General features: G+C 57.5%; 12 protein-coding genes. 4 read left to right on the top strand and 8 right to left on the bottom strand.

The window, feature by feature from the left end:
* Nucleotides 1-59: 59 nt before the first annotated feature.
* Nucleotides 60-617: a dTDP-4-dehydrorhamnose 3,5-epimerase family protein gene (locus FEM03_RS15835; protein ID WP_206171038.1), complete on the bottom strand. Its 558-nt coding sequence runs from the start codon at nucleotides 615-617 to the stop codon at nucleotides 60-62.
* Nucleotides 618-745: 128 nt separating this feature from the next.
* On the bottom strand, nucleotides 746-1,477 hold the full coding sequence (locus FEM03_RS15830) for a hypothetical protein (protein WP_138087255.1): 732 nt from the start codon (nucleotides 1,475-1,477) through the stop codon (nucleotides 746-748).
* Between the two features lie 312 nt (nucleotides 1,478-1,789).
* Here FEM03_RS15830 and FEM03_RS15825 point away from each other — a divergent pair, with 312 nt between their 5' ends.
* Together FEM03_RS15825 and FEM03_RS15820 are read left to right on the top strand one after the other, a co-directional pair.
* The gene (locus FEM03_RS15825) at nucleotides 1,790-2,401 is read left to right on the top strand and encodes a methyltransferase domain-containing protein (protein WP_138087254.1); all 612 of its coding nucleotides are present in this window, start codon (nucleotides 1,790-1,792) and stop codon (nucleotides 2,399-2,401) included.
* A 71-nt stretch (nucleotides 2,402-2,472) separates the two neighbouring features.
* On the top strand, nucleotides 2,473-2,925 hold the full coding sequence (locus tag FEM03_RS15820; RefSeq protein WP_138087253.1) for a cupin domain-containing protein: 453 nt from the start codon (nucleotides 2,473-2,475) through the stop codon (nucleotides 2,923-2,925).
* 68 nt (nucleotides 2,926-2,993) lie between these two features.
* On the opposite strand, the gene FEM03_RS15815 is transcribed toward FEM03_RS15820, so the two are convergent.
* From FEM03_RS15815 to FEM03_RS15800, 4 genes are all read right to left on the bottom strand, one after another.
* A complete protein-coding gene (locus FEM03_RS15815) occupies nucleotides 2,994-3,983 on the bottom strand; it encodes a malate dehydrogenase (protein WP_138087252.1) in 990 nt (329 codons plus the stop codon).
* A 66-nt stretch (nucleotides 3,984-4,049) separates the two neighbouring features.
* Nucleotides 4,050-5,642, bottom strand: a complete 1,593-nt coding sequence (locus FEM03_RS15810; RefSeq protein WP_138087251.1) for a hypothetical protein — start codon at nucleotides 5,640-5,642, stop codon at nucleotides 4,050-4,052.
* Between the two features lie 74 nt (nucleotides 5,643-5,716).
* Nucleotides 5,717-6,472: an orotidine-5'-phosphate decarboxylase gene (pyrF, locus tag FEM03_RS15805; RefSeq protein WP_138087250.1), complete on the bottom strand. Its 756-nt coding sequence runs from the start codon at nucleotides 6,470-6,472 to the stop codon at nucleotides 5,717-5,719.
* Nucleotides 6,473-6,511: 39 nt separating this feature from the next.
* The gene (locus tag FEM03_RS15800) at nucleotides 6,512-7,786 is read right to left on the bottom strand and encodes a dihydroorotase (protein WP_138087249.1); all 1,275 of its coding nucleotides are present in this window, start codon (nucleotides 7,784-7,786) and stop codon (nucleotides 6,512-6,514) included.
* Between the two features lie 110 nt (nucleotides 7,787-7,896).
* Between FEM03_RS15800 and FEM03_RS15795 the strand changes: the two genes are divergently transcribed.
* Both FEM03_RS15795 and FEM03_RS15790 read left to right on the top strand, forming a co-directional pair.
* On the top strand, nucleotides 7,897-8,820 hold the full coding sequence (locus tag FEM03_RS15795; RefSeq protein WP_166442900.1) for a PEP-CTERM sorting domain-containing protein: 924 nt from the start codon (nucleotides 7,897-7,899) through the stop codon (nucleotides 8,818-8,820).
* Entirely contained in the window at nucleotides 8,817-9,377 is a 561-nt protein-coding gene (locus FEM03_RS15790; RefSeq protein ID WP_206171037.1) for a P-loop NTPase family protein, read from the top strand. Before FEM03_RS15795 ends, FEM03_RS15790 begins: the two co-directional genes overlap by 4 nt.
* Nucleotides 9,378-9,379: 2 nt before the next feature.
* Here the strand turns inward: FEM03_RS15790 and FEM03_RS15785 are convergent, their stop codons facing one another.
* On the bottom strand, nucleotides 9,380-11,932 hold the full coding sequence (locus tag FEM03_RS15785) for a DNA topoisomerase 3 (RefSeq protein ID WP_138087247.1): 2,553 nt from the start codon (nucleotides 11,930-11,932) through the stop codon (nucleotides 9,380-9,382).
* Between the two features lie 74 nt (nucleotides 11,933-12,006).
* Nucleotides 12,007-12,591 carry a hypothetical protein gene (locus tag FEM03_RS15780; RefSeq protein WP_138087246.1) on the bottom strand — a complete coding sequence of 195 codons (585 nt, stop codon included), beginning with the start codon at nucleotides 12,589-12,591 and terminating at the stop codon, nucleotides 12,007-12,009.
* Between the last annotated feature and the right edge of the window lie 35 nt (nucleotides 12,592-12,626).

The raw sequence follows: 12,626 nt of genomic DNA, 5'->3' as shown, positions 1-12,626 counted from the left end.
CTCGATTCGGACTGGTCCGGGAGGTGGGAGAGAGTGCAAAAAGTTCCGGCAGCGATGGGTCAATAACCCCGGGTGTTGTGAAACTTGTAGGGAATGAGATCGGTGTCGAGGGGTAGGCGATATTTGTCGGGGCTGCTGTGATCGTATTGAATGGTGGGGAAATTGACCACCAGGACATCGTTTGGACCGATGTTTTCGTCGGCATGCCAGACGCCAGCCGGGATGCTGAACAACTGGCGTCGTTGGTGAGAGAGGTAGATTTCGGAGAATTGGCCGAAAGTGGACGACTCAGGGCGTGGGTCGTAAAGGACGATTTTCATCTCGCCCTGCATTAGGCAGTAGCGATCCTCGTGGATTTTGTGCATCCCCCAACCCTTCGTCCAGCCGGGACGGATGGTGTAGTAGTAACAGAAGACCATCGGCTCTGGATGCCAGTTCCAGCGAGGATCAAAAATTTCTGAGACGGTGCCGCGATCATCCGTGTGAACCACGAGGTCACGGATTCTTACCCCCTCGATCATCGCGGCACATCGCACGCCGTCAGACCGCACCGTCATGGCGTCTTGAATGCTGGCGTTGTATAGTGTTTCAGCTAATGAATGGGTGGTGTCGGACATGGTCAGCTAATAAAAAATGGAAGAGTTAATGCGAAATGCCGGTCTGTCATTTCTGAATTGTGCGATGGGTGGCGAAGTCATTCACCAGGACTTCTTCAATGGCATCTGCGCGTGCGGGAGTGTCTCTTCTAAAGACTGGGTGAAGACGAAAGCGCCCAGGCGCCGCTTTGATCTGCTTTGGCGCTGCTGAGGGCACGGGAGAGGTTCTTCAAGTATTGATTGAGGGCGGGCATGTTGCTGGGCAGGGTGCCGGTTTGCTGGCCGGTGGGGCTGGCGTAGCCATGACTGATGAGGAGTTCGCCGAGGTCATAGGTTTTACCGGGAATCATCTCGATGCGAACGATGGCGTAGAAGCGTTCGCTGTCGGGGACTCGGCCCCATTTGGTATAGACAGTGAAGGGGTAGTCGCTGAGAAGTTGGGTGACGAACTTGAGCGCGTCCTGTCCGGTGGCGAGAAGTTGGTCGGGGTGGGCTTGGTGATAATAGGTCGATTGTTCGCGCAGGCGCTGGAGGCGGGTGGGGCTGGTTTCGGTGGCGTCGACGAAATAGAGGACAAAAACGTCTTCTTTGACGCCGCTGCGGATGCGCATGGTATCGGCTTCGTTGGCGCGGCTCACGACGAGTTCGGGGTTGGGAAGCACCCACCAGTCGCCATCCTGATAAGCGCGAGGTTGGTGGATTTCCGGTTCGACCGCCATGGCGACGGGGATGGCTTTGGGAACGGTGGTTTCGACGGTGGTGAGACTGGTTTCGTTTGCCGCGAGTCGGTATCGGGCTTTGAGCAGCATGCCGACCATGAGCATGAAGAACAGCACCACGATGGTGATGATGCCGTTGCTGATGGCTGCGCGTGGTTGCATGGGAATAGGGGAGGTTAAGGGGTCATGGGTTTGGGGTCAAGGCCTCAGGATCGTCCTCCTACTCGTCCTCCTACTCGTCCTCGATTTGGAGGTTTGGCGGGGATATTCGCGCTGTGGTCGAGGACGAGTTCGAGTAGGAGGACGAGGACGATGGCGGATAGGGTGCGTTTGAGTGATGGATGGCGATGGGTGTGGTGGAAGTTTTGTGTGAGGAGTAGGAGGAAGAGTAAGAGTAAGAGTAGGAGTAAGAGTAGGAGGAAGAGCGAAGCGGTTTCGGCTTGACCCTGAACCCTTGAACCTTGACCCTCTCATATGGACTGGAATGCTGCTTACGAGAATCGCGAAACGCCTTGGGAAAAGGGGCGGGCGACGCCGGTGTTGGATGAAATTTCCTCAAGGCACCCGGCAGTTTTCAGCGGTCGGGCTTGGGTGCCGGGTTGTGGGGTGGGCCATGATGCGAGGCGATTGGCGGATTTTGGGCTGATGGTGACGGCGGTGGATGTGGCACCGTTGGCCATCGAAGCGGCGAAAAATTGGGATGAGACCAGTCCGGTGGATTTTCAGGTGGCGGATGTGTTTTCGCTGAAGGAGGAGTTCGTGGAGGCGTTTGACATGGTCTGGGAACACACGTGCTTTTGTGCGCTGGACCCGGCTCTGCGTGTTGCTTATTTGAAGTCGCTTCACGCGGTTTTGATGCCGGGTGGAAAACTGGCAGGGGTGTTTTTTATCAATCCTGAAATGGATGATGGGGAAACAGGTCCACCGTTTGGTGTGGAGGTGGAGACGCTACGCAAGATGTTGGAGGACGCGGGATTTGAGGTGGTCGACCATTGGGTGCCGGTGACGGGTTATGAAGGACGGGTGGGGCGGGAACTGGCGATGATATTGGAAAAAACGGGAACGACTGCGAGCCAGTTGGCTTGATAATTTAGGGCGACTGATGCTTGCAATGACGACCCCATGAGATAAGGCGGGTGGCGACACAAAAGACGATCATGGACGCTGCCATTAATCTAAACCTGACCTCTGCCCCAAACGTAGTGCGTGCTTTTGGTGAGGAACTTCACTTCTATCTCACCGGAGAGGAAACGGATGGTCGGTTTACGCAGTGGCTGGAGATCACCCCGCCGGGTGTTGGTCCACCCCTGCACTATCACACCAACGAAGAGGAGTGGTTTTATGTGCAGATGGGCACGGTGAGTTTCTACCGGGAAGGCAAGTGGACGGAAGTGGGAGCGGGGAGCAGGGTTTATATTCCTCGTGGCGTGGTGCACGCATTTAAAAATACGGGTGATGAACCGCTGCACATGTTGATTACCACGGCACCCTCTGGGTTTGAAAATTTTATGGGACGCTGTGCGGTGGAATTTGCGGCTCCTTCAGGTCCTGACATGGGCCGCATCATCGAGATCGCGGGTGAGCATGGCATCCACTTTGTGCAGGACTAAAAAAACGAACGACCGGGATTGATCGTTCGTCTGCAGGCGGACCTGGGCTGATGCGGATGGTCTCTTTTTTAGATCAAGCCAAGCTCTTTGACGGCATCGCGTTCTTCTTTGAGTTCGTTGATGGTCGCGTCGATTCTCGACTGGCTGAATTCATTCACGGGGAGGTCCTGAACGATCTCCCAGGATGTGCCGTCGGTGGTGCGGATGGGGAAGCTGGTGATGAGATCTTTTTCCACGCCATAGCTGCCGTCGGACCACACGGCGACGCTGGTCCAGTCACCTGCGGGAGTGGGAGTGGTCAGTGATTTGACGGTGTCGACCACGGCGTTGGCGGCGCTGGCGGCAGAGGAGGAACCGCGGGCTTTGATGATGGCGGCACCACGTTGTTGCACGGTGCTGATGAATTCGCCTTCGAGCCAGGCCTGGTCGCTGATGACATCCGTGACGGATTTGCCGTTGATTTTGGCGTTGGTGAAGTCGGGGTATTGGGTGGCGGAATGGTTGCCCCAGATGGTGAGATTGGTGACGGCGGTGTTGTGGACCCCGGCTTTGGCGGCGAGTTGCGATTTGGCGCGGTTTTCGTCGAGTCGGGTCATGGCGAACCAGCGTTCGGAAGGGATGCCGGGGGCGTTGGATTTGGCGATGAGGCAATTGGTGTTGCAGGGGTTGCCGACGACGACGACGCGCACGTCACTGGCGGCATTTTTCTCGATGGCCTGACCTTGACCGGTGAAGATTTTGCCGTTGATGCTGAGCAGGTCCTTACGTTCCATCCCGGCTTTGCGCGGGACGCTGCCGACGAGCAGGGCCCAGTTGACGCCGCTGAACCCTTCGTTGAGATCGGCGGTGGGGGTGATGCTGTGGAGGAGGGGGAAGGCGCAGTCGTCGAGTTCCATGACGACGCCATTCAAAGTGGGAAGGGCGGGCTCGATTTCAATGAGGCGCAGGGCGACGGGCTGGTCGGGTCCGAACATCGAGCCGGATGCGATGCGGAAAAGGAGGGAGTAGCCGATTTGACCTGCGGCTCCGGTGACGGCGACGGTGATGGGTGATTTCATAGAGGATGGATGAGAGTGATGTGCAATTTGAAAATTTTTTGATGGAATGGACGATTGAGGAAAAGGTCAGGCCCTGGCTCTTTTGCGTTTGAGAACACAGGCGGCAAGCGCGATCAAACCAAGCAGGTTGCGGGAGGGTTCCGGGACGGCGTAGAGAAGGATATCATTGCCTCCTGAAGTGGCACCGGTGCCGAAATTGGCGTTGAGATAGGCGGCGAAGGTGATTCCGTTCAATACGAAATGACCGTTGGCATCCACATAGCTGCCGACAGGAGCCGTGGCGACAAAGTTGGAGAACATACCGGTTCGCGTGGAAGCATCGTCGTGGTCAAGCAGCCAATATTGCGTGTCGTTGATGGGGGCAAACGTGCTGCCGGCCACGAGGGTGGCACCAGTCAGATTGAGCGAGCCATCAAGCGAGAGGGTGCTGTGGCTGGTGCCAGAGAGATTGAGCTCCCAAAATGAACCCGTTTCAAAAGCAAGCTGGGCGGTGAGGGTCAGGGTGCCGGTTTTGTTGGTGAGGGCGTTGCCAGGGGCAAGGAAACCCCCGGTTTTGATCAGGGTTTGACCGGCTCCAGAGCCTTGGGTGGTGATACTGCCGATGCCGGCGAGCACGGCGGCGGTGTTGACGGTGATGGAGGAGGTGCCGCTGATGGAGCCGTTGACGTTGAGGGTGCTGTGAACGGGGCCTGCAACGGTGGCCTCATTGACGGCAGTGCGGGAAACGTCAGTAGCTCCGCTGTAGACATTGGTGCCGGAAAGGGTCCACATGTTGGCGTCCATCTTGTTTAAGCCCCCCGTGGAGGTGTAGTTGCCAACGATGTTGCCTTGACCACGACCACGCAGAAACAAGGTGTGAGTCTGACCGTCGATATTGCCGTTGAGGGTGACGTTGGTGGTGGTGCTGCTGGAATTGGGAAGCTCAGCGTAGATGGGGGAATTGGTCAGCAGGCGAATGTTGTTGTTGTGACTGGTGGTCCCGCGAAAGATGACGCCGCCGGGTTGGTGTCCTGCCGTTCCGTTCCAGACTCCGGTGGCACCGCCGTTGATTTGGAGTAAACCCGTGCCCATCGCTCCGCTGGCAGAGACCACGAAATGGTTCCAACTCGTGGCTCCGCTGAATCCATTATAAACGATGCCGCCGCTGAAGGTGTTTCCAGAGTTGGTGAGGGTGACGCCGCCTGCATGGGCGAGTTTGGTGATGCCACCTTCGCCAGTGATGATCCCGTTGAGATTGACTCCGAACGTGGTGACGTGAAAACTCAGGTTGGTGCCGGTGCCCAGGTGGATGGCGTTGCCAATCGCCCCGGTGGCGTTGCGGGTGCTGAAGACGAGGGCATCCGCACCGGAGAATTGCAACTGATTGCCCGAGGTGGTGATGGCCGATTCGGGGGAGCCTGCGGTGAGAAATTCAAGTCGGTTGAGGACGAAGGGGGTGCTGATGTTTTGGACCCTGTTTCCTGCGGTTCCACCGAATCGGATGAGGGTGTCTGCGGCGCTTGTGGGAAGAAGATCGTCCACCCAGTTGAGATTGTTTGACCAGTTGGTGTCGGCACCTCCGCCACCATCCCAAACGAAGGTGGCAGCAGTGACTGATGACGAGGGAAACAAGGTGCAGAGGAAGGCCGCTGCCATGAAGGTTTTGGAGGATGGTTTCATGGTGGAGGGCAAGTTTTTACCAAGCGTAGTGTCGGGTCAAGCTTTTGCAGCCCTGCGGGTGACTTTAGAACGTGTCAGGCCGATGCCTTTTGGATAAGTTGAGACCAATGTTGGGCTTTGTCGGTAAAGCTTTTCTCGGGTTCGGCGTAGAGGATGCCGCGGGAAACGTTGATCAGAGGCGGGGCATGGCGGGGGGTTGCCTGAAGGGCATTGAGGTCGCCGCCTTGGGCTCCGAGACCGGGGATGAGCAGGGGGACGTCTGGGATGAGGGATAAAGTGTCGGCGGCCGCGTTGGTGAGGCCGAGGACGAGTCCGCCTTGCGACTGACCTTGGAGCATGTCGCAGACGAGTTCAAAGATGTGGCGGTTTCCGATGGTGGTTTTTTGGAGCTCGATATCGGCGGCACCGGGGTTGGAGGTGACGCAGAGCAGGTAGAAACCTTTGTCGGTGTATTCGAGGAAGGGCTCAAGGGTGTCGCGGCCCATGAAGGGGTTCAATGTCACGGCGTCGGCGCGGATGATGTCGTAGCAGGCTTTGGCGTAGTAACGCTGGGTTTCGCCGATGTCCCCGCGTTTGACGTCGAGGACGATGGGGATCTCGGTCGGGATGAGGTCGCGCAGTTCTTCGAGAAGTTGCATGCCCTGCCAGCCGAGAGCTTCGAAGTAGGCGGCGTTGGGTTTGTAGGCGGCAGTGTAGGGAGCGGTTTCTTCGATGACTTTCAGGATGAGGTCGCGGGCCTCGCTGACGGTGTTGGCCCGGACGTCGAGACCGACGCAGAGGTGGGAGTTGGTGGCAGCGATGCGGGTGTTGAGTTTGTCGAGGTAGGTCATCTAAAGGGAATGATGATTTATGATTTATGATTTATGAATTTAGCGACTGAGGAGGAGTTCGCCTTCGGAGAGGACGGTGGTGATGCGGCCGTTGAGGGTTTGATTGAGGAAGGGGGTGTTCTGACTGCGGGACTTCATGAAGTCGGTGGAGAAGGTGGTGGTGGCGTTGGGATCGAAGATGATGAAGTTGGCGAGGGCCTTTTCGACAATGGGAACGGGGGCGAGACCGATGAGGCGGCGGGGTTCGGCGGAGTAGCGTTTGACGATGAGGTCCCAGCTCAGGGTGCCTTGGGAGATGAAGTGGTGGTAGAGGGAGGGGAGGGCGGTTTCGAGTCCGGTGATGCCGAAGGGGGCGGTGGCGAAGTCGTTGTTTTTCTCGAAAGGCGTGTGGGGGGCGTGGTCGGTGGCGATGACGTCGAAGATACCGTCGATGAGGCCTTGCAGAAGCAGGGCGTTGTCCTCCGGGGTGCGGAGGGGGGGATTCATTTTGTAATGGGTGTCGTAGTCGCCGATGTGGTGATGATTGAAAATGAGGTGATGGGGGGCGACTTCGCAGGTCACTTTGACACCGTCGTTTTTGGCGCGGCGGATGATTTCCATTCCCCGGGCGGTGGTGACGTGCTGGATGTGGAGGTGGGCTCCGGTGTATTGGGCAATTTGGATGTCGCGGGCGATGCTGATTTCCTCGCTGATGGCGGGGATGCCTTCGAGGCCGAGCGAGTAGCTGACTTCGCCTTCATGCATGGAGCCTTTGCCGGAGAGTTCCATGGTTTCGCAATGGCTGGCGATGATGAGGCCGAAGTCGCGGGCATATTCCATGGCGCGACGCAGCACGACGGGGTTGGCGACCGGGTAGCCGTCGTCAGTGATCATGACGATGCCGGCATTTTTCATGGCGCCGATGGCGGCGAGTTCCTTGCCTTCACGGCCTTTGGTGATGGCGCCGCTGGTGTGCAGTTTGAGTCGGGTGGCGCGGGCGGATTCGAGGACGGTTTTGACGACGCCCGCATTGTCGATGGCGGGGGAGGTGTTGGGCATCATGCAGAAGCCGGTGATGCCTCCGTTGATGGCGGCTTCGCTGCAGGTGAGGATGTTTTCTTTTTGTTCCTGACCGGGTTCGCGGGCGTGAACGTGGATGTCGTAGAGGGCGGGGAGGAGGATTTTACCGGTGCAGTCGGTGGAACTGATTCCTTCAGGAGTGGAGAGGTTGGGGGCGAGGCGGGTGATTTTTCCGTTTTCGACGAGGAGGTCGGCAATGAGGAGTTCGCGGTTATCTTCGGAGGCGATTTGCGCGTTGCGATAGAGGTGGGTCATGCTGGTCTCACTTTCGGGAATAGGTGGCGGGTGTGCAAGGGTGAGTTTGCAGCGAGTGGAGGTTGAAAGAATGGTGGATTTCCTTACGTGGGACTTTTATGATCAGGGGGATGCATCCAAAATTTTTGACATGTCTGGCGACAGTGCTGGTCTTGGGCCAGGCTGAAGCAGCGCTTTTGGTTTATGAAGGGTTCGATGGATATGGAGCGGCAGGAGCGGTGATTGGAACACCGGTTCCAAATGCGAACACGCTGGGATTGGACAAGACGATTGCCTATCGGGCGACAAACTGGAGAAATGCGGCGGGGCTGACTTTCGGGGCTTTGCAAACGAGTGGTGGGGCGGTGGCATATGATGCGGCCAATGCGACTTATCTTTCTACGAAGTTGGATCTGAATGGAAACCCGGGGACGACCTCGTCTTTCACCGGGACTCTGTATGGCAGTTATCTTGTAAACATTACTTCCGTGGGATCGGACTTGGGCGGCAATGGAGTGCAGACGAGGGTCTCCGAGGCTTTCAACAGCAGTTTAAATTCGCATTTCTTTTCGGATGCTGACACGCGCAATGCGACGTCGCTGAACCCTGCGGTGGGATATGGGGGGACGGTCACCACGACGAATTCGCCGCTGGTCGCCAGCACCACTTACCTGATGATCAGCCGTTTCACGAATGTGGGGACGACCTTGGGTGGTGGAGTGACGGGCGTGGGGTCACTGTTTGTGCTGACCGAGGCTCAGTTTGCCAACATGTTGTTGCAGCCAAATTGGGAACTCTATTTGGATAATCCATCGACCACGGTTGGCACGGGAGCAGGGCAAATTTATGGTCGGGCAAATACCGCAGCGACCACAACGGCGTTCAACGGATTCAATGACGATCTGTATCTGCATTTCCTCGCGGTGGCGAACGGGGTGTTTGATGAGTTCCGGTATGGCGATTCACTTGTCAGTGTATTGCCGATCCCGGAGCCGGGTCGTGGATTGTTGATGATGATCGGATTGAGTGGAGTGTTCTTGCGCCGCCGTCGATGAGAGAAGTGGATGATGTCTTGCGGGTGGTGGTGGTGGGATGCAGTTGTGCGGGCAAGAGCACGTTTGGGGATCGTTTGGCAGATATTTTGAAGTGTCCGAGGATGGAACTGGATGCGTTGTATTGGGGGCCTGATTGGACGCCAAGGCTTCCGGAAATTTTTCAAGATACGATGCGGAAAGGCGCAAGCGGGGAGCGTTGGGTGGCGGATGGGAATTACAAGCTGGTTCGCGAGGTTTTATGGCAACGAGCGACGATGATTGTGTGGCTGAATTACCGCTTCCCCCGAGTGTTCAGTCAGGGATTGCGGCGCACGGTGGCCAGAGTCTTTTTGAGGAAGGAACTCTGGAATGGAAACCGCGAGTCATTCAGAGGATCGTTCATGTCCAAGGATTCCATTTTGGTGTGGATGGTCACCACGTTCAGCAAGCGCCGACGGGAACTGGCCGTGCTGAGATCATCCGGGCAGTTTGATAACGTGAAGTGGCTGGAGTTCACCCATCCCAGGCAGGCCGAGAAATGGTTGAAATCACTGAAGCAAAATGAAGTCGTCGATTGAATCTAACCTGCGGCTTTTTTGGCGACTTTCTTTTTGGCTTCGCGGGGGGGGAATTCCCAACCGAGGATGCGTTTGTCTTTGGGCTTGAAGTTCAAAAAGGCGCTGAAGGGACGGTTCTTTTTGGAGATCATGCCTTCAATGAGGCCGGTTTTGCCCTCGAGGAAAAATTTGCGGGCGTTCTCTTCGGTGATGGGTTTTTTGCAGAGTTCGCGGGGAAGGCGGGCGGCGCACTTGGGTTTGTTTTCAACGTTGGTGCGGCAGGCGTAGGCGTCGGGCAATATGTAAATGTTGTCTTTGCAGATGGGGCACTGGCAGAGGACGGGGACTTCATCCCAGTTGATTTCGTCCACATCGCCGCTGCCTTTTTCAAAGACGAAGGTGACTTTGCCGCTGCCGGGTTTGATCTCAAGTCCGGCACGGAATTCTTTGCCGATGCGGCTGCGGAAACCGTCTTGGGGAGGAAGAAGGCGTTTCTCGATGAGGGTGCGGACTTCTTCGTCGGTGAGGGTTTTGCCAGCGACGCTTTTGTAGACGCGGAGTTTGGGTTTTTGATCGGTCTGGGCTTCGTAGAAGTCGAGGGTTTGTTTGAAGCGGGTGGCACCGGATTCGGGATCGGAGGCGATGAAGTCGGGGAATTGTTTTTCCTTGGCCGCTTTGGCGAAGGCTTTGGATTTGTCGACGATGTCGGCGGCGAGCTGCCGGATGTCGCGCATGAAGCTGGGTCGGTCGAGCTGACGGGACTCCATCTGGCGGAGTTTGTATTCCCACTGGCCGGTGAGTTCGGGGGAGCTGAGGGTTTCGGCGCCGAGTTCGGTGAGTTGGGCGACGAGATCGAGGCCTTTGGTGGTGACAATGAAGTCACGACCTTCGCGCTCGATGTATTTGTCCATGATGAGGCCTTCGATGATGGCGGCGCGTGTGGCCGGGGTGCCGAGTCCGCGTTCGCTCATGGCTTCGGCGAGTTCTTCGTCTTCGACGAGTTTGCCGGCACCTTCCATGGTGGAGAGGAGGGTGGCTTCGTTGAAGCGGGCGGGAGGTTTGGTGGATTCTTCGCGGAGGTCGAGGTCGAGGGTTTTGGCAGGTTCGCCGGGGGTGACGGGGACGAGGACTTTGCCGCCTTCTTCGCCGGTTTGTTCGTTGGCGGCTTGTTTGCCGTAGATGGCGAGCCAGCCGGCGTGGCGGAGGATTTTGCCGTCGGATTTGAAGGTGTCGTTGTCGATCTTGGTGAAGCGCGTGGTGACGTCGAATTCAGCGGCGGGGGAGAAGACGGCGAGGAAACGCTGGGTGACGAGGGGGAAGAGCTTTCTTTCTGGATCGCCCATGCCGGCGGGCGGGGCCTGGCCGGTGGGGATGATGGCAAAGTGATCACTGACTTTGCTGCTGTCGAAGATGCGTCGGTTGGGTTTGACCCAGTTTTCCTTGAGGATTTTTTCGCAGTGGGGGATGAGCTCGGTGGGGAAGTTGCCGGCTTTGGCTGGGGTGAGTTTGGCGAAGTCGCGGATGACATCGGTGGCGGTGCCGATGTAGTCGTTGGGGAGGTAGCGAGAGTCGGTCCTTGGGTAGGTGAGGACTTTGAATTTTTCGTAGAGCGCCTGGGCGATTTGCAGGGTGCGGCGGGCGCTGAAGCCGAAGCGGTTGCTGGCTTCGCGCTGGAGGGAGGTGAGATCGTAGAGTAGGGGGGCGATCTGTTTGGTGGGTTTGGTCTGCTCTTCGACGATGGCGTCTTTGCCGGTGCAGCGAGCGACGATGGCTTCGGCCTGGGCGATGTCCCAGAGGCGTTCGGCTTTTTTGTGTTCGTCGGTTTCGTCTTTTTTGAAGGTGGTGTCGAGCCAGCGACCAGGGTATTGGCCGGCTTTGACTTCGAAATCGGCGTGGACTTCGTAATAAGTGCGGGGAATGAAGTCGGCGATTTCGCGTTCGCGTTTGGCGAGGATGGTGAGGGTCGGAGTCTGGACGCGGCCGACGGGGGTGAGGCGGAATCCGCCGTGGCGGGAGTTGAGGGCGGTGAGGGCGCGGGTGCTGTTGATCCCGATGATCCAGTCGGATTCGCTGCGGCATTTGGCGGCATCGGCGAGGGGCTGGAGTTCGTCGTCGGAGCGCAGTTTTTTAAACGCTTCGAGGATGGAGTTGTTGGTCATCGACTGCATCCACATGCGGCGGATGGGTTTTTTGGCGCCGGTGGCTTCGATGATGTTGCGGAAGATGAGTTCTCCTTCGCGGCCGGCATCACAGGCGTTGATGATTTCGGTGACGTCCTTGCGTTTGATGAGGCGGGCGACGATGCGGTAGCGGTCGGCGCTGGTGGCGATGGGTTTGAGGTCGAATTTTTCGGGGAGGATGGGGAGGGTGGTGAATCCCCAGCCGATTTTTTTGCCGTCTTTCATGGGCATTTCCTGTTCGAGGAGGTGGCCGACGGCGGAGGTGATGACGTGGGTGTCGTTTTCGTAGAAGTCCTTGTCTTTGGAGAAGGCGGTCATGCCGGGGGCTTTGGCCAGGGCGCGGGCGAGATCGGCGGCAACACTGGGCTTTTCGGCGATGATGAGGGACTTCGACATGTTTCTCACAAAGGCACGTTGCCTAGGGAAATGTCAAATGGGGAGTTTGATTGTCGTGGGCGAATGGGGGCCGATCACCAGTTTTCGAGGTGTTTCTTTTTGAAGGTGGCGGAGGGGATGCGGAGTTTTTGGGTGGTGCCGTCGGCGGTGAATTTGACGTCGAAGGCCACCTGGAAGGATTCTTTTTCCTGGAGGATGAAGATGGCGTTGGTGGGGTGGGTGAAGACGAAGATGTCCTGGGGTTTGAGTTCAGCGGGGCCGTTGTGGATATTGGTGATGGGAGGGAGGGTGCGGGGTGGGGAGATGCGGCCGGAGTAGGCAAGTTTGAGAGGGAATTCGGTTTTGTTGCGGATGAGGATGACGCTGGAGATGATGAAGGTGGCTTTGGACTCGTTGATGATTTCGACGCAGGTGCTGCGGGAGCCGGGGATGATGTCGGCCTGACCGACTTTGGGATGGGCGACGCCTTTGCGGACCTGGGCGGCGGCGGCACTGATGGCAGCGTTGTGTTTGGCGGCTTTGAGGATCTTTAGAATATAGGAGCCGATGATGAGAAGGAGGATCAGACCGGCGATGAGGGCCACGATGGGATTGTCGGTGGCGAAGGTTTTGATTTGGTCGACGAGGGTCGAGGCGGCTGGTTCGCTGATGGGTTCCATGGGTTTTGTTAGCTGCTGGGGTTTCGGGGGGCAAC

The organism is Phragmitibacter flavus, from assembly GCF_005780165.1.
Lineage (GTDB): Bacteria > Verrucomicrobiota > Verrucomicrobiia > Verrucomicrobiales > Verrucomicrobiaceae > Phragmitibacter > Phragmitibacter flavus.
The sequence above is the reverse complement of the archived record's forward strand: the minus strand, read 5'-3'. Positions and strand labels throughout refer to the sequence as shown.